Genomic DNA, 26,200 nt, shown 5'->3' on the forward strand with positions numbered 1-26,200 from the left:
AACACTAATATTTAGATACTTTCCTACTACTACGTTCTGTTACACTAATGATTTCTATAATATACATCCCTGTTGGAAGTTGACTTACATCCCATTCTGTACTCACCTGTGTACTTCCACTGTTTTCGAGATATTCAAAATAGACACGACCAAGCATTCCCCTCAGTATAAGGCGTACTGGTTCTGCTTTTTCTAAATCTACTTTTACACTCAGAAGATTTGAAACAGGATTTGGCTTAGCCTGTATATTAATAATATTACTGTCGTTTTCTTGTTTACGTGTATTCGTTTCTATATCAGAACTTGCTACAACTTCAACCCATTTAGTCACACTGTCTACACAACCTAGCTCAGAAGCTACGTACATTGTAAACTCATAACTTCCCTCTTCACTAAAAATGACTTCTTGCCTATGAATACTATCTGTTTCTAAAATTTCTACTTTATCCGATTCTGGATAACTCCATGTCACATTATCTGTTCTAGGCCAAGTGACGTCTACAAAAACTACAGTATCTCCAACTACAGCTTCTGAACTAATCACAAAATCAGTCTCTAATGTATTTTCAAGGTAATTTAGGGTAAAGCTTTTTTCAGCTAAACAACCATCTTCAGAAGATACATTTAAAGTATATGTTCCTGCTTCGGTAAGCACAATTTCAGAATTATAATAGTCTAGTCCGTTTACAGAAGTCCATTGATAACTCGCATAACCATCAGGATTCAGTACTAACTCTTGTCCTTCACATAAAGTGTATTCTAATTCTATTTCAGTAATTTCAAGTGGTGCAGGATCGATTAAGGTCACACTTCCTTCCACCTCACAGCCATTTGCATCTTGAACAATCAGCGTATAGGTTCCTTCACACAAGTCAGTCGCTTGCTGAGTTTTACTCCCCGAAGACCATGTGTATGTATAAGGTGCAGTACCTCCCGTAACAACCGCCTCAGCTTGTCCACTACACGATTCAAAACAAATTGGCATAGTTGGGGAAATAGAAAGGTTGAGAGGTTCAGGGTCAGTCAATCTTACTATCAACTCATCACTACAACCTTCGCCATCATAAACGGTTACTACATATTTACCAGCAGATAGGTCTGTGCGTGAACTCGCGATTAAGCTATCTTCCCATACAAATTCATACTGACCATCTCCACCTGAGGCACTTAAATAAATCTCTCCATTACTAGCCCCTACACACAAAGGTTCTTGAAGGCTATCTAGAGCTAAAACAATTTGTTCTGGCTCTCCCAGTTTTATATTTGAAAAGAAGGAACTACAACCATTTACATCTTGAACTGTAAGGCTATACACTCCCGAAATTAATTGAGTTGCAATACTATCTTTACTTGCATTGCTCCAAGTAAATGTATAGGGTTTTTCACCTCCGCTTACAAGTGGGGTAATCATTCCATCTGTTCCACCATAACAACTTGGTTGCTGTTTTAAAGAATCTGGGATAACAATAGTTATTCCCTCTGGCTCGGCTACTACTACTGATAATGTAGTTTGACAATTCTGACTGTCTGTAACTGTAGCGATGTAAGTCCCTGATGTTAAACCACTAATATTCGTCCCTCTTTTATTATTACTCCAAGAAACTTGATATGGTGCTGTACCTCCTTCTATTGCTATTTTGATAGCAGCATCAGCTCCACCATAGCAACTTAATGCCGTTACGGAATCCAAAGTTGCAACTAATGACGTCGGTTGGTTTCCTATAGTTACAGCATCTGTAAGCTGACAACCATTCTTATCTGTAATTGTAAAAGTATAGCTTCCTAGTCCTAAGCCTGTTCGAGTTGTTCCAATCACTTCATTTCCCCAATCAACAAAGTACTCTCCTGCTCCTCCAGATATATTCAATGTTAATGTACCATTATTGTCTCCTTCACATAGAGGGTCTGTCACTTCATAATCATATGTAATAGGCGATCTTTCAGGAATACTTACTTCTAGTGTTTTTGAACAACGCATTGCATCCATAACTGTAACACTATGTATTCCACTTGTTAATGAATCTGCGAGTAAGGTAGTCTCACCATTATCCCACAAATACGTATAAGGCAATGTACCTCCACTTACCTGAACACTTGCTGTTGCATCACTCCCCTCTGTACAAGAAGGTGATAGTACAGCTACTAAAGTCAGTTCTAAAGAGTCTGGAGCAATAAGTTCAATACTATCTAGCGCTAAACAATTATTCGCATCTTGAATTTCTATGAAATATTTTCCTACTGCTAAATCATTCACTTGCTCAGTTGTCGCTATTGTCTCTAAACTTTCATTATACCATTTGAAAGCATATGGTGGTGTTCCTCCAAAATAAGACAAAGTAGCTTGTCCATTTTCTCCTCCAAAACAACTTAGGTCTTGCGACTCTGCAAATACACTTAAGATATTAGGTTCATTGATCACTAAAATGTTAGATGCTGTTGTAATTTCAAATAAGCAATTGTTGGCATCAAGAACTTGTAAACTATGTGTTTCTGCTGCTAAATTTTCTTTTGTAGAAAGACCTTCTACAAAAGCCCCGCCATCCCAACTATAGCGATAAGGAGCTAAACCTTTTGTTATATCTACTGAAATGGAACCATCATTTCCTCCATTACAACTCACATCTTTTAGAGAAACAGACACAACTTCCATCGCTTCCATTTCTGTAATTGAGAAGTAGAATCGTTCACTCTCACAACCATTTTGATCTAAAAGTTTAACACTATACTCACCAGCAGAAAGAGAAGTTAAAGAATCTACTTGAGTCTCTGCAATTTCGTCCCCGTTCAAGTTAAACCAAACATAAGCCAAAGCTGTAGTTACATTCAATGTTGAACTTACCTTCGCTGTACCTATAGCCTTATTACAAGCAGATACCGTTGTCTCAACATTTGTAATTTGTGGCTGTACTTCTGAATCTGCTAATGAAACCTGAAGTGTATCTCCACAAGAGTCTGCTCTACGTATTTCTAAATAATAAACTCCAGCTGAGATATCTGAAATGCTACTGCCCAAAGCAATTTGCTGCCACTCTTCCGAATACCAAACGTATTCACTTGCGGTGTAATCCTCTGCATTATCGGGTAAGAAAACAATTGATCCATCTGCTTGACCACAATGCGAAGGTGTTTTTTCAAATGTATGAGAACCAAACTCTTCTCTAACAGACTCTATTGTAAAGCTCAAAGTGTTTGAACATCCTCTACTATCTGAAAAACTAACATAATGTGTCCCTGCTCCAAGTTTCGAAATCAGTACCGATTCTTCAGATACAATTTCAGATGCTTTGGAAATAGATGCACCATTTGATAGGCTTGTAATTTGATATGGAGCAGAACCTCCAGTAAAACTGATACTGTAAGTTCCGTTTGAAAGCTCACATGTTGGTGAGCTTACTAAAGATGAATCAAAAAGGCTTGGGCCATCAATGCTTCCAATTGAGATATATTGTGCTACACTACAATTGCTTTCTGCATTTATTGTTATAGGATAATTGACTCCTGCTGAAAGACCTGAGATATAAAATAACCCTAAAGTAGAATTTGCTGAGTCTAAACTTAGACTTTCATCTAAATCTATGATTTCATAACTGTTTTCAATTACATCAGAAGAAATGACTTCTATAACTCCTGTCCCATTAGCCTCTCCACATGCCGCTAGGTCTATTGGTGTAAAAGAAAAGCTAAAAGCATCTTCTGAAGGTATAGATACTAAAAGTGATACGGAACATGTCGTGGAATCATCTTCTGCAAAGAAAATATAATCTCCAGCAGCTAAACCATCAAAATTGCATTCTAAGTCAACAAACAAGCTATTTTTTTGAGCCCCAATTTGATCTAGTTGATACGACCAATTTATTGTGGATAAATTTCCTTCGACACCTAATTTTCCTCCGCCATTATTAAACTGGCAATAATCAGGAGTGACTTCCAAAAGATTAATTGATAACTCGTCCGTTGTTTCTACTGTAACTTCTTGAGAAATGGAACATAAAGAATCATCTACAACGCGTAAAGTATGTATGCCTTCTTCTAAATTATAAATAGTAAATGTATTCGCTATTAAATCATCTTCGTTTACATTAAAACTCAAGTCCCCTATTTGAATTAAATAAGGACTTACCCCTCCTGTCAAGTTAAATGATAACACTCCATTAGCTGCATTTGAACATGCAGCATCTTCAATTACAATATGATCTACTATTAACTGTTCTGGGGCTGTAATCTGAAGCTCAAATACTTCAGAAAGACAATCAAAACTATCCTTAGCTCTAAAGTAATATGTCCCTTCCCCCAACTCAAAAGAATTTGTTAAAGTCCAACTCTCAATGATGTTGTTTCCATCAGCATCTTCAAACATTGCATATTCGACTTGTCCAACGTTTCCTTCAACAACTTCTAGATGGACATCTGTCAGATCTCCAAAACATGATAGTTGAATCTGTTGAACATCATCCATAGACTCTCCTTCAACACTACTGATTACAAAACTTTGAGCTAATAAAGAAATAGAGTCTTCGACAAAACAACTTCCATTTTCAGTATTGATTGCTCTCACCCAATAATCTCCTACCCCTATATTTTCTATAAGGTGTGAAGTGTATGAACTCGTATTTTCGATTTCAAAATCAGGCGTTGTTGATACTTCAAAATCATAGTTGGAAGGGTTTCCGTCCATTCGTACTTCTAAAGTATAAATATCACAGGCTTGAAGTTGTGATCTAATTTCAACAATTCGATTAAGGTTGGGCTGACTTAATTGTATATCATTAGAGCTAACACTACAGCCTAATGAGTCCTCTATGAGTACCGTATATTTTCCAGCAGCTAAATCTGTAAAAATCACTTTCGTGTTAAGCGGAATATCAACGAATTGGTAATCTTGAGAATTATTTGATAAGGTAATTGTATATAATCGATCATTATCTCCTCCAATAATTTCAAAACCTAACTGACCATCACCTCCTTCATAACAACTTAAGTCTTCTTTATCTGTCAATTGGTAAGCTATCTCATTGGCATTTTCCGTTGTGAATTCAAACAATTCTTCACAACTTCCTAAGTTATATTCTGCTTTATCTTCATTGTTTTGATCAAAATAGATTCGATCTCTGACGTAAAAATTAAAGTCTTCTCCACCTTTTAATCCATAAATCTTTAAACTATTAGAATCATTCCATGACGCATATACTTTGAAATCCTCCGATACTCTTTGATATGAAAAATCTATCAGAATCGAATCTGAAATTGTTAAATCTGTCCAGTTAAAATTGGATTTATTTCCATCAAATTCTTGCTCTGAGAGTAGTATTTGATAGTCTTCACTTCGACCCCCATTTAGATTTATAGTATAAGTTGCATCATAACCGTCATTACATATTGGAGCTCCAAAATTTTCATTCATTCTTGTGATTGGCTCAGGTCCTTCGAACCTAAAACTAAAGACAGAATCATCTTTACACAGTTGGTCTTCTGAGATATCATAGTAAACATCAAACTGATAATCCCCTGCCACAAAACCACTAAGGTCTAGACTGTCACTATAATTCAATAAAGTAGTAGTCGCATTTGAGTCATAAACATAACTTCCATCTGGGTTTTCAGAGAAAGTAAGCGTATCTGTTCCACTCCTAATTGAGATGGTATAATCCCCCACTATAGAAGGGCTGCCTCCAGATATATTTCTGATATGGAAAACTCCATCATTAGCCCCATAACAGAATGGCCCATCTTGAGAAGTTGATAAGCTTATTCTTGGGTAAGAAGCTACCTTATATGCAAATTCAAATAGATGATCGGAGGTTCTATTATCCAACACTACTTCATTTGGATAGGCATTTTCTTTATCTACAATTTCACACGGACAAGCAAGGCTATCAGTAACCGTTAGATAGTATTCTAAAGAATCAAAAACTAGGTGATCACCTTCTCCATCCACAACATTATATGTAAGTGTATCAACAGTGTAATATTGGTTTGGCAAGCTTGTATCTTCTACCAGACTACTATACACCTTATACTCTCTACCATTCCAAGGTCTTCCTCCTTCAACTTTCAGTCGAATTCCACCTGTAAACTCTCCTAAACATTCAGGTTTTATCGATTCCAAAAGTACAACCTTGAGTTTTTTGGGCTGAAGAATTTCTACTTCATAAGAAGTACTTTGTTCTCCATTTACAAGAAACGTGGTACAAGCTGCAGCATCAATTATCTCAATCTGATAACTACCACTTATTAGCCCTGAGAATTGTGCAATGGCATTTCCATTATTATTGGTCCTACTACTAACTATATTACCATCTTTTCTCAAGTTTATCGTGTAAGGTTTCGTTCCTCCCTTAATACTATCGATATAGACTATACCATTGGCATCACCATTACAGTTGACCTCTCTTAAACTATAAAACAGTTCTATCTGATCGGGATCATTTATTTCAAAAGCATGAGTGAAGGTAGAATCGTAGCCATTAGCATCTGTGATCTGTACAGAATACGTATCCTCTGTTAGTTGGTTCAAAATAAAAGTATCGCTTTGTACATTACTTAAACCAACGGTTATTTCATCAGAGAACACTTCTACCGTATATGGCGGAACTCCTCCCGATACTTCTACTGCAATGGAGTCGGCTAAACCTTCAAAACATGAAATCGCTAATTGTGAATCAGTAGTCAAAGAATCGACTACAATAGCTAAAGGAGCTGGCTCTCTTAATTCAAAAGAACTTACTTCTTCTTCAATAGGTAGCAACCTAAATCCATCATAATTTAATGTCTCAACATCTGAATTTTCGCGTACAAATAACTCGTAAGCCACTCCGGGATCTATTCCTGAAACCGTCACTGAGTCAGAGATTGCAGATAGTAACGTATAACTTGTATCAGAGGCAGACCTAAGCTCTAGTTGAGCAGGAGTGATAACGGTACCCATCTTAAAGCGAATACTCCCTAAGTCACCAGGTTCAACTACATCATAGTCTTCATAACCATAAGTTGGGCGGGTTGTCAATATTTGATCTAAAGCTACACGAGTAGATGAAGCCTCAAAACTCATTGAAGGTTGATTTGGAGCATCTATGTTGACAGTTACACTTGTACTACAGCTCAATGTTGTTGCTGAAGCTAACATTACATTATAGCTTCCTTCATATAATTCTTCAATACGAATGATGAGTTCTGAATTATTAGAAATATAAATGCTATCAGCCCCTGCTTCTGTTAGTCTATATGTATTTGAAGAAACTAACTCAAAACCGTAACCTTCCTCCAAATCATCAATCCATAAAACCCTTCCCTCTGTAGGGTCTCCATCTCCTGAAATGCTCAACTCCATCACCCCATCTCTAGCATTTTTAAGGCTAACCTCTCGATGTTGTGCAAGTACTTCTGTTAAAATTAATTCAGATGGTTCTGAGATTTGAAATGTAGATGAGGTTAATGTTTCTTCTATTAATACACTAAAACATTCTAAATAAACTTTAACTGTATAACTTCCTTCTCCTAAGTTTTGAAAACTAACTTGAATAGGGTTTGTTGTATCATTTACCTTATCATCTATAGTTCTTATTACTTCCTCATTTTTTATAAGCTCAAAGATTAAATTTCGATTATCTGCCAAACTAGAACGAATCGAATAGTCTATTTGCCCATTATTTTGCCCATGACAAATAGATACATCTGTAAGCATATAGCTTTCTTGTGTTAAAGTAACAATTGGAGCTTGATTAATAGTTACTGATTCGGAAGGTTGAAAACAAAACTCACCATTCTCTAACATATACCCTATCTCCAACTGGTAAGTTCCTTGCTCTAAGCCAGTGATATTTAAACTTCCATTTACATAAGCTATTGCAGCAGCAGAACTTGATGCATCATATACATATTCACCATCTATCAAATTAAAGTTGAGTGGTACGTCTGAATTATTTCGATAGACTATCACTCTATAAGCATTGGAATGTACCAGATTCCCCCCTGTAATATTATTCAATACAATCTTACCATTACTCGCATCTCTACAACTTGGTGTGATTGTACTTGCATTTAGTTGTATGGCAGGAAAAGCATCAACTTCGTAATCAAATTCAGCGACAGTCTCACCAATTATAAGTGAACTATTATCCCTAAGTGTTAAATTCTGAGAATTTTCATCAATAGCTTCTTCACAAGAGCAATTATATTCATCTGTGACAACTATTTTATATTGGTCTGAATCAAAAATTAAGGAGTTTCCATCTGTATCTTTCACGAACTGATCGCTAGGATTCAACGTATAGATAGTTGTTTCATCAAAGACTCTTTCCCCATTTTCATCAAAAATATAGACATTATAATTACCATCAGCAGATGGCGTTCCACCTGTCACATTCAATTTGATAGCTCCTGTGTTTTCATTAAAACAAGCGGGTTTTACTGATTCAATAAGGCTTACGCTTATTGGATTTGTGGGTTGACCTAAAGTTATTGTATTTGTTGATATACTACAGCTTTCAGAATCAATCACCTTTACAGTATAATTTCCGCTATAAAGCCCCTCAAACAGTGTAGCTGAACTACTAGCTAAGTTTTCTATTTTCTGATTGTAGCTACCATTTTTATACAATTCAACAGTATATGGAGCGATTCCTCCTGTTACTCCACTTATTGAAATAGAAGCATTATTTCTATTGAAACAAGTTGCATCTGTGTGACTATATGTAATATCTAATTGGTCTGGCGCTTCTAAAGTAAAATCTATTTGCTTGTTTATTGAATTATAATCTGTAACAGAAATAGTATATGTTCCCTCTGTTAAGCTTGATAATTGAATTTCACTTTCTTCAGCTACTCCTGTTTGTGTAAAGTTATAGGCTATATCGTTGCTTTTAGTAATCGTTATATTAAAAGGTGCTTCCCCTCCCTCTACAGATATTTTCACAGGATCAGCTACTCCTCCATTACATTTAATTTGATATTTCGTACTGGGATTTGTGTTAATATCTTCAGCTACAGTAGTAATTGTTGTGGTTATTACGATTTCATCTGGTTGAGTCAAATAAAAAGTATCATCACTAGCATCTGTTAGTGGTAATAATCTATACCCATCATAATCTACTTGCCCTACTGATTCTTTTACATAAATCCTGTATTTATTCTCTTGACCAGGAATAATATCTGAAAAAGTAATCACTTCAGACAGATTATCTACATCTATCGACCTAATCACACTCTCCTCATCATGACTATCTAATTGCCTTAGTTCAAATGTAGCAGGAAGTGTAACTGTACTCATGGTAAACTTTATCTCAGCCTTTTCACCAAACTTGCTTACATCTTTTCGCCCATCGACATGAGTAGTCACTATCTCATTAAGAATTTCTCTTGTTGTACCTGCTACAGACAATGTTGGCTCATTACTATTCTCAAGTACTGTCAATGATTTACTATCTGTTTTACAATCACTTAAACTTGCAGAATACAAATGAAAAGTATAAGTATGAGGAACGAGATCAGTTACTGTAATTATTTTACTTGAATTATCACTAAGCTCTATTGTTGTATTACTACTTAAAGGATCTAACTTATATGAATTTCCAGAATCATGTACTATTCCAAAACCATTAGGTAAGCTCGTAAATGATATGATTCGATTAACTCCACTTCCATTATCTTCACCTTCTCCATTTACCATAAAAGTAATCTGCCCATTATTCCCTCCTACAATCGTTGGATCACTCGAACTTAAATTCGTAATACTCAATTGCACAGGTTCATTAATTGTAGCAGATTCAGACAAAGAACTACTTATACAGCCTCCTGTAGCATTTACTGTAAAAGTTCCAGATGAAAATTCAGTCAAACGTGCTGTCCAAGCTTTCTTTTGATCTGAAATAGAATTATCAGTAAACTCATAGCTTGGAGTAGTTCCATCTAACTTATAAGAATAAGTACCTGGATCGTCCTCGTCAACCTCTAATGCAATCTCTATAGCACCATTATTACCACCAAAACATCCTTGTACATCAATAGGTGTAAGTGTCAGACTAGGTGCCGTATATTCAGTTATAGCAATATTAAAAGTAATCGACGAGCTACAACTATTCGAGGTGAATATTACTGTATTTTCACCTGCACTTAAGCTTATATTTCCTTCAGTATACGCTTCATCATTCACTTCAACACTTACCCCTGAAGTTCCTCCGCTTCCATTTGCATTTATGCTATAGCCAAAAGTATAAGATTCTCCTATACAAACCTTTTTATTAATATCATTTGAAGTACTTGTATAATCTCTTCCTTCGAATTTCACTGATAATGGAGATGATGGCTCTGTTATAGAGAAACTAAGTGATACTAAACCTTCAGTTTCAGTAAAAGTATTAGGAAACCCTACATCTGATTGACAATCATCTCTTACTACGATAGTATAGTTCCCTACTTCAAGGCCTGTAATTTGTCCAAGACCACTGGAAAATGAAACAGTCTTTGTAACCTTAGCATTATCCTTATAAAGTTGATAACTAGGGTTTCCTAAAAAATTAACCAAGTTAAACTTATATTCTCCATTATTTCCCCCATAACAAGCCACATTTGTTAAATCATTTAGTGTAATGCTTGGTGTACTTGTAGATTCCGTTAATGTTATAACCTCAGTTTTTCCGATAGCATCACTTAGATTAGCTAAATATGTTAATTCTGTAGGATCATAAACTTGATTAAGAGTAAAGACATTCCCTTCACTATCCTTAGGAATGTTAATGTAAACACACTTATCTATGAGAATTGCTAGATAGCTCTCCTCCGTTTCGAAAAAACCTAAAGTTGAATTCCCATTTATTGTTGCTTTATAATTACTTTCATCAGCAGTAAACGAGGATAATGTTTCAATTGATATCAATTTATATTCGGTACTAGATAATTCATTAAAAACAAGTGTAAAATATTCTGAATCATAATTTGTAGTTAATTCAACTGAATTATCTGTAACATTCAAACAATTTGGAGCTATGCTACTTAAGCTCACTTCAAGCTCATCAATACCCGTTTTCAATTCCTGATGATAATCAATCGTATTAATCTCTATTGACTCTTGTATATAATAACCTCCAGTATATTCACCATCACTACATGAGCCTTTTTCAAAACAATAGGCAGGATTTGAAGACTCATATAATATTGTAAATTCTCCTTCACCAATTTCTAATGTTTCATACGATTCTAAATGTGTCAGAATCTGTGTTTCGTCTCCTTTTAGAACAATAGAACTAGAATTTTTTAGTCCATTTTCTGTCAAATTATACACTTGTCCAGCAACAAGAACTGATGACAAATTTTGAGGATCAGGATCATTAGGATTAGGGGATTTAGCAATTTCAGAAAAATAGTCACAAAGACTCTTGGTTGGACGTAATACAAAACCTGTTACTTCAAAGTTACTAGGAAATGGAGATTCAAACTCTATGTGAATCTCTCCATTTGTCCCCCCTTTACATTCTGGTGCTATTGTAGTTACACTTTTTAATTTTGGTAAGGGTTTTTTAAGACTAATCGTTTGAGTTCCCATCCCAAATGAACCTACATTATTTGGTACATATACTCTAATATCAATATCACCTTCTTCAACTAAGGTGTTGTTTTGTCTTAAAGTACCTTCTTCAGACAAATCCAAACTTGGATTTGCCATTCCACTTGCAAATTCGATCCAAGAGCCATCAACGTCCTGTACTTCCCAGGTCAAATACTGATCATATGCATCTGAACCCGTAAATTCTACACCAAATTGACTATTCCAACATTGGTCGCCTATAGGTAGGTCTATTTCGCCTTCAAAGCTTTCTGTAGGTTCGACCCAAAAAGTTGCTGTCAGTTTACCAAAAAATCCCACTGTCAACTCTTCTTTCGGACCTGTATTGAAATCGCAGAACTCTGCTGCTTTGTAAAGTTTGGTTAAAGAACCTGTAGCTGACTGAGTAACTGTTTTTGTTAAAGATGGATTTAAACTAGTATTAATAGCTTTTGAACTTGTATATCCTGTATGGTTTTGTGGACCACAAGAAAATAGAAATTTTAGAGATGAACTAATACTAAATCCTCCTTTAAGATACAGTTGTGTAGGATCTGAAATCTCACTACCTACAGATACAGAACTACCATTTACTTCAAGCCCCAATGTTGAAGATGTGATAGAGTAATTAGACGCTGTTGTAGTTCCCTGATCTATAATTTCACCTTCAAACACCAGATCGTATATTGGAGGGGAATCCTCTGAAGCTACGGTCTCTAATTTAACTGCCCACTGAGCAAACAATAGGTTTACATTTAGCATGCTAAAAAAGAGAAACAAAAAGTATTTCGAAAAATAAAAAAACCTTTTTACCATTGATCTTAGTATTTAAAAAATCAAATTTGAAGTATTTTACTAAACTCCGATTGCGCTCCATCCAACATCACAGCCCTAATTCGATAGTTATATATTACTCCAGTCTGGATAGCTGAATCTATAAATTCCGTATCTACAGGACTGAGCTCTTTATAAAGGCGCAAGTTTCCATCTCCCACCTGACGATAAAGCATATATTTCACAACATCTTTTCGATCATAAGCCCACCAAAGTCTAATTTCTTTTTGCATAAGGTCTAGTTTTCCACTGAATTGACTAATAGCAGCCCGAATTTTATTGTCAATTCGCTTCCCCCTTACAGGTTTAGCTGGTGTTGATTCATTCTTTGCTCTATCCATGACTACTAAAGTGTAATAGTAACTTTCAAAGTCTGCCATACTTTGATCATTCCAAAGTAATGAATCACCGATTGGACGAACACCAACTAAACTCCAATTTTCAGATGACTCTACCTTTTTTCTATACAATGCATAAACTGCGACATCATTGCTACTGCTTTTATACCAAGTCAAACTGACACCATCCGAGGTAGATTTCACATCCTTAAAAGTTGTTGGTGCAGGAGGAATTAAATCAGGTTTAGCCAATTGAATAATGGAACTTTTATCAGACATATTACCCACTTTATCTACTGCTGCAATCTGATAATAGATATCTGAGTTCAAAGTTTTCATACTAACGGAGTCCAAATAGTATGTTGTTGTGACCACTTTTCCATTTCTTAAGACAAACTCTTCATGCTTTTTATTCGCTCTGAAAATACTATAACCTGCTACATCTAAGTCTGGACTCTCGGTCCATTGGAGTGTCACTTTCCCTTCTCGATCAACTTTTCCTCTAAAGTCTACTGGTATTTGTGGAGGGATACTATCAACCATAGTCACCATATAAGGCAAAGAATAACTGATTTGATTGGAGGAGTCTACATAAGCCAATTTGTAATAGTTACTTTGCAGAGGAGCCACATCCGTATAATGCGTAGATTTGTTTGATAAATTTTTAGCTATTGGTATATACTGGTCTTCTGCACTTGACGCTCTATAAATCTCTTGATGATGAATCAAATTCCTTTGATCTTTGGGCAATTCCCATTCAATTCGGACTTGCTTGTTATCCTCGTTTACAACTTCTTGAATAATTGGTATTGCTGTAAGCTCTTTAGATGCTTTGATGGTTACTACCCTAGATGACGGTCCAATATCTCCAAAAGCATCTACACCTAAGACTCTGTATTTATAGGTCTGGTAGTTTAAGGGAACCGAATCCATCTTAACCAAATAACGAGTACTGATTTTCGTTTCATCAAAGGTATTTACAATTGGATTGGAATGAATTTTATGGAAGGATTTCCCCTTATCATCAGATCGTTCTATCCAAAAGCCTATATAGTTGAACACAGACAACTCTTGATTCCAAGAGACTTCCACCATTCCATTACGGTATTGAGCTTGTACTTCTTGTACTTTAGGTAAATTCTTCACTTCAGCTAGTCCTGTCACTACCACTCCCGGAGCTGCCATTTCTAAATGGTTTGGGACATTAGAAATGACTCTATATAAATACGTCTCATTTGAATTTGCCGAATGATCTTCGTAATACAAGCCAGAATATTCTGCCACTCTTATGGATTGATCGGCTGCTGAAAGTGCAAAAGCAAAACGCATTTCTCTTTCTTTCACAGTATTGATCACCGTAACCATATCCACTTGAGAAAGATTATTATCCATTGTCACATCTTCTCCATAAATAGATTGTGCCGCTACCCCAAATAAATTACTATCATGAATAACTTCTGCCCACTCCTCTACTGAAAGAGGCTTTAAAGTATCTGCTAGCACTTTCGTTTCAGGTTGAATAGATTTCCCATCACGATATAAGGTCACACGCTCTAACTTGTAACCATATTGGTTTGTAAACCACCATAAACTAGGGTTGGAAGGAGCCCAACGGAGCTTTATAGACTCACCATCTGTTTTACTCCTCACCATAATTGCTGAGGGAGTATCTTCTTGAGCATAAGAATTCGTCCCCAACATAAAAAAGCTGAATAATATAATTAGTAGTAATTTGTATGGTTTTATATTATAAACAATCATAATTATCTCAGTTTTTTAACTATTGCTCTGGTTCATGATCTGGTACAAGGTTTATCACTTCTGTCTCAATTTCTGTGGTGATTATATTTTTACCTGGAAGTCTATATCGAATGACGTATGGATATCGCCCTTCTTTAATTCTAGGGAAATTACCTGTAAGTAGATTATCAAATCTTGATGGAGGAGTTACTCCTTGATTAATGAAATAATTTCCGATTTTATTTCTGAGATCTGTGAAATCCTCTTGGAAATAATATACTAGACTATACTTGATAAAAAATCCATCAAAGTAAGATGACGACGATTGACTTTGTATCTCACTATCTTTCAGTAAAAGATCTATAGGGTATTGGTCAATGAAAATTCCTTTAGTAGGTACAACACCTAAAACATTTACATCTCTCTTGAATGTTTTACCATATAATGGATAATATTTATAAATCATAGGGTAAATTTCATCATCAAAATATGAGACATCTTGTCCCTCAAAAAGTGCCTCAATTTCAACCAATTGCTTTTCGTTATACCCTTTAACTTCAAATTGATCAAATAATTCACCCTCCAATTGGTTCAATAAATAGTGAACATTTGTTCCAATGGTCAATCGAGCATCATTCTCCCTTACGAAAGAGTTAAACTTCTCATTAAATGATGTATACTTACTCGATCTAAAATTAATTTCATATAAGAAGTTTTCTTCTAAAGCTTCAATAGTTCCCTCTGCTTTATTATCACGTAAGGCCACTGTATTTTCACCTTTTCCCTTATCTTCTATATTCAATTTCTTCTCTCCTTTTACAATATTAGCATCGAAATCTATTTCTACTATAGGAGATTGTACTAATTCCAACTTATATACTTTCTCTTTCGTCAAACTTGTTGGTATTGGAAAAGATACTTCTTTATTAGCCACATTATAAAGAAGTTCAGTTTCTTCAGTCATTCCAGAGTTTGTTGTAAAACGCGCAACTTGTTTCCATTTAGACAGATCTATGTCAAAAAGTTTTGAACGTCCACTCTGAAGTTGTATGTAACCCTTATTGTACTCAGCTACATAGAAATTAAATTGCTTTTCTATTGGATAAGTATATTCAATATTAGATGCCACCAAATACTTTGGTTCCTCACCGGATGTAAATACATGAGTTCGTTCTTGATCTTCTCCATCTATTTTTTTCCAACTTCCATTTTTATCTTCTTCAAAATGGACTTTAACTGTAGCTACTAAAGTCGTTTCTCCAGGCAGAATCTCATAAGGATTAAAAATTAATACATCACCCGTTGAATTCCACTCCAGATCTCCTGTAACTTCATTTTTACTTTCATCAAATACTCTAAAATAATCTAGTACTGCTCGGAATTTATGGGTATTTCCATCATAATCTTTCAATTCAAATACTTTACCCACTTCCATATTAAATGCTACCTGTGGAGTTGTAAATACATTGATATCAGTTTTTGAGTCCGCAGGAGTCAAATCTGCGATGATGTCTATATTACTCAGCATACTATCTTCACCCTCAATCTGACATTTTTCTCCCATTTCAAATTCGAACTTACAACTACCCTTAATCAGTCCGCCTAAGATATTGTATTTCCCCCCTACTATTCCTCTCATCCAAAATGGATTAGGGCCTCTCGCTTGTAAAACAGCTGCTACTGCTAAATCAAGGATCTGATAGTCTCCCTTTATAAATCTTGGTTTTTTAACTGAAATTCCAATTTCAGCCTCTAGGTATGCATACATTTGACCATTTGCATACCACCCATTAATCCCCAAAGGTCCACTTCTACCAGCACAAGTAGCATCCGAGCCATAGTTTGCCATCATGACATCCATACCTGCCCCAAAGGAAAATTTACCATAAAAGATCAAGAAACTTTTTCGTCCAGATTTAGCCTCTCCATCATTCTCTCCTCTGCTAAATCCTGCTCCAAAATGTACTCCAAATGCAAACCCAAGACCTTTCTCTAAATTAGATACATCATCCATGTAACTCAAATCCATTCCGCCAAGGATACTTGAAACTTTACCAGGTGGAGTAGGAGGTTCTGGCATTTTATATCCCGCCATAAAATACCCCGATGATTCAAATAAATTTGCTACATTTACAGCTATTGGAGCTTCAGGCGTACCTACATGGATGTACCACTTCTCAGGAGAGAAATGCATCACTGATAAACCTCCTCCTGTTACTGGTGGAGCATTTAGAGTAAGTGCTAAACTCGCATTAAAGGTCTTATTAGGATGATCATAGAGCATATTAAGTTTGGCTGTTAGACCTACATCCTTACTCGTTGCTATTTCGGGTAAATTTTCACCTTCTTTTGACTTCCCGGCAGCGGCTACACTTTGAACACTTTCCGTAAATTGGTCTAACTCTAAACCTGTAAACTTATTTACTGCTACATTGGCTGAGCCATTAAAACTCATCTGGTTCAGTCCTCCTCTAGTCGTAAAACTCATCTCAAAAGTAGCATCTGCAGTCATTATACCTGAAGGGATACTAACCACTGCAGTAGCTTTAAAACCAAGCCCTACATCTTCATTTGGAACATATTTTATACCTGATAAAGAACAGCCTATTTCTCCTTCGCCACAAGGTGCTACTCCTGCTTGCTCAATACCATAATAGAGGCCTCCACCAATACCCATCAAGTTAATTGTACCCATAGGAATTCCAGAGGCACCAAAAGTCCCTAACACATCCGCATACCAGTATCTATGTCCTTCAACTTTACCGAACAAAACCATACTTTCTACTCCTGCACTGATGCTTTCCAACTTTAGATCCAACATCCCTTGAAAACCTTTTCCATAGACTGGGTCTCCATCAATAAAGTGTACTGCACCATAAAGGGAGAAGGTTCCGGGTTTGGTAATATCTACTTCAATTTTCTTAAGTTGTATTTTACGAAATGCATATGATCCACTAAGCTTTTCTTCTCCCCAAATCACAAAAGAAGTCGTTCCTCCAAAATCTTTACTTAAAGCAATGGAAGTCTCTATACCTAAACCGACCCAACCTGTTTCGGGGTCTGAGGTCAACGAAACTTCATCAATAGATAAACCAAAACCTGCTAAGGCTTGATTTGCAGCATCTGAGCTAACCGAAAAATACTCTGCACTAATTTTTGGTGCTACAGTCTGAATCTGAAGATTTTGAAATTCCATAGCAGCCAAACTCACCCCAGGATCGCTCAATTGAATATCCATTGAACCATACAAATTGGCTTTTGGCTTAAACCTCCCTGACTCTACAGTCACTTCAAGTGAGGAATTAGGTAATACCTCTACATTGCTTGCTGCAAACATCGGGATATTCATCGTATCTAATGCCTCTACCTGAAATGTGTAATCTTGCCAACCATAGATTCCAGCATGGTAGTCTAATTGTTTATCTTCCTTATTGATAGGCAATTGGATTAAACCATCAAAAGTTGCATACTCAAACTGATTAGCCGTTATTTTTACTTGTACTTCTTCCAAAGAAAAATTCCAAGTACCTAGCTTCCCTTTTTCTAGCGTAATAATATTATAGCCCGTAAATTTCCCTGTCAATCCTACATCATCAAGAATAAGATTATCTACAAGGAAGGAAGTCCTTCCATTATTAACTCGGCTTCCCCTATTGTCAACTGTAGTTTCTATTTCAACATCATATTCTATTTCACCATCTTCACCTTCCGTTTCTGTCACTTTTTCTTCCTGCTTTAACTCTTGGGGTAAATGAACTTCAGCTCTGCGAATGTAAAATCCTCTCCATAAATTCTTATTTTCTCCAATAATTAAAGGTGAAGTATAACCTTCTGGGAATGTCATTCCTGAACCATTATAGGTATCGCTCATATCAAAAATGGCATCTTGCACTTTGAAAGACATTCCATTCCCGTTCGTCAATTGAAACTTTGGAATATCAACTTCCAGAATAAAATCATCCCAAGAGTTTACTTGCGTAGTTAAGCTAGAAGTTACATAACCATCTGCTGGCATTCCTGAAGCATCTTCTGGTACAATGATATCTCTTGAAAAAACTATGTCTAAGTCTAGTGCCATACTTTTAAAGCCACCACAATCCCATTCTACAAATGTCAATCCCTGCCCTCCTTTAAAAACAAGCTGAGTGTTGGGTGAGATACTTACAGGTGTTTCTGTCAGCAATTCCAATCTTGCATCACCTTGAATACCTCCACTTTTAGACATTTGGATATGTTCTCCATAGAAGTATATTTTTTTCTCAGAACCTGGCATTGTAATCCCCATAAAGGCATTGAAGTAAGTTTCAGTAGGAGTCAATACTACGCTATCTATTCCAATGACAAATTCACCAGCAGTGTCACCTGATCCAATTTTCTTCCTAATTCCTACAGGAAAAGTGATTAGATCTTGCGGCATCAAATACTCTACAAAATTATCAGCCAAAGCTATTTCATTCATTCCCTTTTCAATCAATTGTATTTTCCGCTGGATATCAGGGGATATACTATTGTTTAGGCTAGGCATAGCTGGAATTGAAGCATCCTCAATAAACGGTTCTTCAACATCTAAGAGGAGGTCATCAAAACTTTTCTCTAATGAAAGTCCATACAGATTTGCTACTGACTTTAAGTTATGTTCAGTAGTTTCGTTATGTAAACCTTTATTATTTTTCTCTGTTGGTTCTGAAGTATTTGCATAACCTACAGAGAAACATATATTCAGTATAGCAATGAAAAATAGTAATCTGTATTTCATATTATTTCTCCTTTTTTTCTATCAGAGTCGCACCAAAATTATAAGCATAAGTTAGAGTTACAGTAAATTCTGATGCTGTTTGATCATTACTGTTTTTAACATTTCGACTAACTAACACTCCACTCAATTGAAAATTGTGTTTTTCCTTTAAAGAATAGTTTGCTGAAGACCTAAAATTCATCACCTGATTTGTCAATTCCCCTTCAGTTTCGACACCATTCCAAGACATTGCATATCGTGTTTGAAGCTTTCTTTCGAAAAAAGACTTTGTAAATGAGCAATTTGGGCCATATGTTTTCACATTACTTTCAGGGCTCTGATTTAAACTTGCATTAGCACCAAAAGAAATTGCATAATTCCGTTCTCTATCTCTAATTCCAAAAACAGTATTTAGGTTATACATGCTTGTAGATGTATAACTATCTATCAAGGGTTGTTCATCAGAACTCTGCTGCCAAGAAAAGTTTACATTTAAGTTTTTAGAAAGTGTTTTTGAGGTTTGAATCTGCCAAGAGCTAGATATATTTGCTGTTTCAGCGATTTGAGTAAACTGAAGAGTATCTAACACATCATATTCACTAAGTGTAGTGAATGATTCATCAATTGGCCTCACATTCGTATAGGTTCTAAAATTAGAATAAGAAGTACTCAACTGAAGCTTAGGATGAATTTGCCATCCTAAATTCATAGACCCAACTAAACGCTCCATATCTGAATGTTTAGTTTCTGCAATGTTATCTCGTTGGAGACCTACATTCGTTGATACACTTACCTTTCCTTCAAAAAGCTGTACACTAGCATTTGTTGTAATATTTTCTAGGTCATTATTAAAGTAATAAGCACCTAGAGTTTCATACTCAGGAGCAACACGTTCATACCGTACTCCTACTACATACCCTTTCCCTGTGTAACTTAATCCAGTGTTAAAAGCAACATATAAATTTGTTGCACTAGTATTTCTATAGCCTAAAAAAGAAAATGGATTATCTGATACCTCTTCTGTAACTCTATTATCTCGATTCATCGATGAAAGTGCGACTTCACCTTGAAAGAATATTTTTTGAGCTATTGACTGAGAGATATTCACTCCCAATACAATATTTGACAAGGGCTTTACATCAATAAAATCAAGTGAGTTTTGTAATGAATTTTCTTCATCTTTAGCTGAAAACAATGAAAAGCCATATCTATTATTTCCGCTTTGATAATTAATCTGTGTACCAAAGCCATTCCGTTTATAAGAACCTACTAGATTATCATTTTGATTCAAAGAATCATACTCTATGGCTTTATGAAACCTGCCATAAAAAGCTTTTACATCCCAATGATCATTAAGCGTCACTTCGGTCCCAAAACCCGCAAAGGTGTATCCCTGATAAGTATAAGGTGAGAAAGACATATTCACATAGCCAATGTGTGTCCGTACATTTTTATAAGATGGATGTAGAGATATTTGATTAAAGGGCTGAGGATACGTATAATCAAAATTTTGATTCGAATATGATAAACTTATGGGAATACTTATTCCATATAAGGATGCTGCAATATTTCCATTAAGTACATAGGTATAAGGAGACCGTCTATCTTCATCACCAAAAGCAGTATATGCTACTTGGTTTAAAGATATTCCGCCACTAATACTCAAAGGGTCTTCCTCTAATATCTGATCTATAGCTTGAGCAAAAACAGGAATTGAACTAGATATAAAGAAAAAAGTAAACAGTAATCTGATAGTAAAAAAATCCCTCATGAAAACTAAGGTGATCTGTAATGTAATAGTAAAATGAAATAAAAGTCAGTAGTAAGTTTAAATGCAAATAAACAAAATATATTTAAAAATGAAATTATATCACTTTTTTTGGAATGTATGAATCAAAACTTTAACAAATTGATTCACAAGACTGAAAAACAAAAAAAGCACCGAGTAAATACCCGATGCTTCATATGCTATTTCGTAAGCTGTATCAGCGTAATTTTAGCTATGCATTTCTTTCAATACTTCGTAATGTGAAGTAATGATATGATCAATATCTTCTTGTGTAAGAGCTGTTGACAAGAACAAAGACTCAAACTGTGAAGGAGGTAGGTATACCCCACGCTCTAGCATTTTGTGGAAATAAGTACCAAACTTAGCTGTATCTGACTTTTTCGCATCTTCAAAGTTCTCAACTTTCACATCTGTGAAGAACATTGAAATCATAGAACCTAAAGAGTTGATTGTATAATTTAAACCAAGCTTCTCCAAGTTTTCTTCAAAACCTTTTCTGATCTTGGCTCCAATCTGAGTCAACTGATCGTAGATCGCTGGATTTTCATTCAACTCTGTCAACATTGTAAGACCTGCAGCCATTGAAATTGGGTTACCTGAAAGTGTACCTGCCTGGTAAACGGGCCCTTGTGGAGAAACATAATCCATAATTTCTTTCTTTCCTCCGTAAGCTCCTACTGGCATTCCTCCACCAATAATTTTACCTAGCGTAGTCATATCTGGTGTCACACCAAAATGCTCTTGCGCTCCACCTTTCGCTAAACGGAAACCAGTCATGACTTCATCAAAGATCAATACGATGTTTTCTTTATCACAAATTGATCTTAAGCCTTCCAAATAACCTGTATTTGGCAATACACAACCCATATTTCCAGGAACTGGCTCTACAATAATTGCCGCTATGTCATCCTTGTTGGCTTCCACTAACTTCTCAATTGAAGTCAAATCATTATAAGGAGCTAATAAAGTATCTTTTGCAGTGCCTTCCGTTACACCTGGGCTATCAGGACTTCCCATCGTTACAGCACCACTTCCTGCCGCAATCAAGAATGAGTCGCCATGACCGTGGTAACATCCTTCTATTTTGATGAATTTATTTCTATTGGTATAACCTCTTGCTAGACGAATAGCAGACATAGTAGCCTCTGTTCCTGAGTTTACCATTCTTACTTTCTCAATACTAGGAACCATGCTTACAATAAGCTCTGCAATCTCGATCTCACGTGAAGTAGGCGCTCCAAATGATAATGAGTTTTTAATTGCTTTACCAACCGCTTCTTCAATCTTAGGATTTGCATGTCCCAAAATCATAGGCCCCCAAGAGTTGATCAATTCAACATACTTGTTTCCATCTTCATCATACATATAAGCACCTTCTGCTTTATTGATGAACAATGGGTTACCACCTACAGATTTAAACGCACGTACAGGTGAGTTTACACCTCCTGGAATTGATGACTGAGCCTGTTCGAACAGTTCTTTACTTCTTGAAGTTTCCAAAGTATTCTTGATTTTATGAATAAAGTTGAGACAACAATTCAAAAGAAGAAATGACAGAGCATCTCCGTAAAAATTGTGGTTGTCCTCTTATATAACCTATTAATAACCAAAATGTCTACACAAATTCAGAAAATCATTCAATGTAGATTAGTCATGATTTTCTTAAGACATCTTGTTTTAACAAAAATACAAAAGAGAATAATAATACAATTAAACTTAATGAAGATTAACGACCTAATTTTAAAAAAGGGAGAAATTAAAAAACCAAGACAACATTGTACTTTTCCAAGAGAGGTGTTTTAAAGTAGATTTTGGACAAAAAAAAAGAAACCTCCGAATATCAGAGGTTCCTTCCCACTTTAATAAACTAAACTAACAAACAAACTTCATTGGAAATATAAGACTTTATTTCTAATTAACCTTCATTTACACTTTTATTTTTTCAAAAAGATTCGATTTTTATTGAATTGACAGAAAAATCCATAGAATATTCTATGACTTCCCTTTATTTTTATATTATTCACGAATATGAATAATCTAAGAAAAAGTTTGTCTTCATCTAAAAATAGATTTTACCACTCATTTTTAATTGACATTTAAACGAGTGTGTAAAATGATAAAAACAACACTTTTAAAAGTTGTACTTATCTTAAAATCAGAAACATAATAATAAAACAGTATTTAATTGAAAATTTGTTTCCTACATTCCATTAAATCAGAAAAAATATCCAATTAACCCTACGTTGAAAGTGGAAGTATTTTATAATAAAAAAGCATCCCCTTTTGCAAGAAGATGCTTATATATACTATAAAAGTGAATTCAGATTACTTTCCTTCACTCATTAGAGCTTCAATTTCCTCAACAGTCACAGGAATGTTTTCCATCAAGTCTTTCGGCAATCCAGTCTCTTGAATGACTACATCATTCTCAATTCTGATACCAATGTTTTCTTCAGGGATATAGATACCTGGCTCAACAGTAAATACCATACCTGCTTCAAATGTATGGTATCTGCTACCATAATCGTGAACATCTAACCCTAAGTGGTGAGATGTTCCGTGCATGAAGTATTTTTTGTATGCAGGCCAAGAAGGGTCTTGGTTTTTCACATCTTCTTCAGTGATCAAGCCTAAGCCAATCAGCTCTTGCGTCATCAACTCTCCTACTTGCTCATGATAAGTGAACCAGTTATTACCTGGTACCAATAATTCATACGCTTTTTTCTGAACTCTTAGTACTGCATTATATACATCTTTCTGACGATCCGTAAACTTACCATTTACAGGAATTGTACGTGTCAAATCCGAAGAATAGTTCGCATATTCTGCACCGAAGTCCATCAGAAGTAGATCTCCATCTTTACACTCTCTGTTATTCTCGATGTAGTGAAGCACACAAGCACTTCCACCAGAAGCAATAATAGGCTCATAAGCCATACCTACCGAACGGTTTCTGATAAACTCATGGTAAAGTTCTGCCTCAATTTCATACTCCATTACACCCGGTTTTACAAAACCTAAGATTCTACGGAATCCTTTTTCTGTAATATCACATGCCTTCTGAATTAAATCAATCTCAATTTGAGACTTCACTGCTCTAAGCTCATGCATGATCGGCGCTACACGCTCATATTTATGAAGTGGGAATCTCTCTTGACACCACGTTCTGAAACGATCATCTCTAGTCTGAACACTTACACCTGCTCTGTAGTGCTCGTTTGTATTCAAGTAGAAAAACTCAGATTCGAAAGCCACTTCAGCTAATACTCTCTCCATATCTGAAAGCCAGAAAACTGACTTAATGCCCGAAGTTTCAAATGCTTCCTCTTTAGTGTATTTGTGTCCTTCCCAAACTGCGATAGTTTCGTTTGTTTCTCTCAAGAACAACATCTCTTTGTGAGCTTCTTGTTTTGCATCTGGAGCAATTACAAGCACAGACTCTTCTTGATCAATTCCTGACAAGTAGAAGATATCTGTATGTTGAAGAAATGGTCTTGCTCCATCAGCACTTGAAGGGTAGATATCTGATGAATTGAAAACCGCAATTGAACCTGGTTTCAGCTTTTTTGCAAAACGTTTTCTGTTCTCGATGAACAGTTGACTATCGATTTTTTCGTATTTCATATGAATATACTTTGACCTCTATACTTTGTATTTTAACAGCAATTTAAATGATTTCTTTCTGAACTCAGCTTTAATTTTTGATAAATTCTGAGTGGATTTTCAAAATGTAATTTCGCTTATAGGATGTTAACAATTGCTGATGATATTTTAGATGAAATCAGACCATGACTTCATTTTAAATCTAAATTCTAGCTTTAGAATCGGTAGATAAATGATTTTCAAATTCATTGATAAAATTGGACAATGGATTTTTGTAAATTGCGAAGTATTGGTTTTTACTCTCTTTTCTTTGAAAGAAAGAAGTAAGCTTATTTCTAACCAAACTTCCTTGTTGTAAATAACATGAAAGATAATAGAAGCGTTTTTTTTGAACATCAAGCGCAAACATCTCCTTATCCTTTGGCTATTGAGGTAGACCATGCAAAAGGAGTGTATATATATGGTCCGAACGGGGAGCGTTATATGGACTTAATTTCTGGAATCTCTGTAAATAACTTAGGGCATTGTCATCCTAATGTGGTAAAAGCCATCAAAGACCAAGCTGATAAATATATCTTCGCGATGGTCTATGGCGAAATGATCCAGAAACCGCAAATTGAGCTGACAAAGCGATTGGTCGGTGCTTTACCCGAACAATTGAACTGTACATATTATGTAAACTCAGGTACTGAAGCCAACGAAGCCGCCTTGAAATTGGCTAAAAGATATACGGGCAGAACTGAGCTTGTGAGCTTCAATAGAAGTTATCATGGAAATACCCAAGGTTCTCTAAGTGTATCGGGAAATGAAGTGAAGAAAAATGCCTTTCGTCCGCTACTTCCTGATGTTCGTTTTATTGACTTCAATAAAATGGAAGACTTAGCGCAAATCACAGAAAATACAGCTGGGGTAATTGTAGAACCGATACAAGGGGATGCAGGTGTTCGAATTCCAGATTTAGCCTACATGAAGGCATTAAGAAAACGCTGTACGGAAGTAGGCGCTTTATTGATCTTTGATGAAATACAAACTGGTTTTGGGCGTACAGGAAAATTATTTGCTTTTGAGCATTTTGATGTAGTTCCTGACATCCTGACTATTGCTAAAGGTATGGCTGGAGGAATGGCTATGGGTAGTTTTATTTCTTCTCAAGAAATCATGAAATGCCTATCCAATAATCCTATTCTTGGACATATCACGACTTTTGGGGGGCACCCGATTTGTTGTGCTGCAGCAGAGGCTACTTTAAGAACTTTACAGGAAGAAAAGTTAATTGAAGATGTAGAGCGAAAAGGCCAGATAATTGAAGATCGTTTAGCACAACACCCTGCCGTTAAGGAAATCAGGCGTAAAGGATTCATGTTCGCTATTGACATGGACAATTTTGAACTTGTGAATAAAGTAGTAACTCGTTGTATTGAGAAAGGGGTGATTACTTACTGGTTCTTGTCTACGCCTTACGCTTTCAGAATTGCACCTCCTTTAATTATCACAGATGATGAAATCAATTATGCTTGTGATGTGATTTTGGAATCTATAGATGAGGTTTTGAACACCGAAAAGGTTATTGACTAATAAAAAAACAGAAGGCAAACTCTTGGTTAGAGTTTGCCTTTTGCTTGATG

The 26,200-nt window shown here is 35.7% G+C and carries 7 protein-coding genes; 1 reads left to right on the plus strand and 6 read right to left on the minus strand.

Features of this window, described 5'->3' with window-relative positions; genetic code table 11:
* Nucleotides 1-4: 4 nt before the first annotated feature.
* The 6 genes from BC781_RS08600 to BC781_RS08630 all read right to left on the minus strand — a co-directional run bounded on the left by BC781_RS08600 (nt 5) and on the right by BC781_RS08630 (nt 24,596).
* A complete protein-coding gene (locus BC781_RS08600) occupies nt 5-12,298 on the minus strand; it encodes a T9SS type A sorting domain-containing protein (protein WP_158281426.1) in 12,294 nt (4,097 codons plus the stop codon).
* Nucleotides 12,299-12,372: 74 nt separating this feature from the next.
* Entirely contained in the window at nt 12,373-14,409 is a 2,037-nt protein-coding gene (locus BC781_RS08605) for a fibronectin type III domain-containing protein (protein WP_109616834.1), read from the minus strand.
* Nucleotides 14,410-14,488: 79 nt separating this feature from the next.
* Nucleotides 14,489-19,204 carry a hypothetical protein gene (locus BC781_RS08610; RefSeq protein ID WP_109616835.1) on the minus strand — a complete coding sequence of 1,572 codons (4,716 nt, stop codon included), beginning with the start codon at nt 19,202-19,204 and terminating at the stop codon, nt 14,489-14,491.
* A 1-nt stretch (nt 19,205) separates the two neighbouring features.
* Nucleotides 19,206-20,954 carry a hypothetical protein gene (locus BC781_RS08615; protein ID WP_109616836.1) on the minus strand — a complete coding sequence of 583 codons (1,749 nt, stop codon included), beginning with the start codon at nt 20,952-20,954 and terminating at the stop codon, nt 19,206-19,208.
* A gap of 225 nt (nt 20,955-21,179) precedes the next feature.
* Nucleotides 21,180-22,472, minus strand: a complete 1,293-nt coding sequence (hemL, locus tag BC781_RS08620; RefSeq protein ID WP_109616837.1) for a glutamate-1-semialdehyde 2,1-aminomutase — start codon at nt 22,470-22,472, stop codon at nt 21,180-21,182.
* Nucleotides 22,473-23,297: 825 nt separating this feature from the next.
* On the minus strand, nt 23,298-24,596 hold the full coding sequence (locus tag BC781_RS08630; protein ID WP_109616839.1) for an aminopeptidase P family protein: 1,299 nt from the start codon (nt 24,594-24,596) through the stop codon (nt 23,298-23,300).
* Between the two features lie 342 nt (nt 24,597-24,938).
* Here BC781_RS08630 and BC781_RS08640 point away from each other — a divergent pair, with 342 nt between their 5' ends.
* A complete protein-coding gene (locus tag BC781_RS08640) occupies nt 24,939-26,150 on the plus strand; it encodes an aspartate aminotransferase family protein (RefSeq protein ID WP_109616841.1) in 1,212 nt (403 codons plus the stop codon).
* Nucleotides 26,151-26,200 lie beyond the last annotated feature (50 nt).

The organism is Sediminitomix flava, assembly GCF_003149185.1.
In the GTDB taxonomy this organism is placed as follows: Bacteria; Bacteroidota; Bacteroidia; order Cytophagales; family Flammeovirgaceae; genus Sediminitomix; species Sediminitomix flava.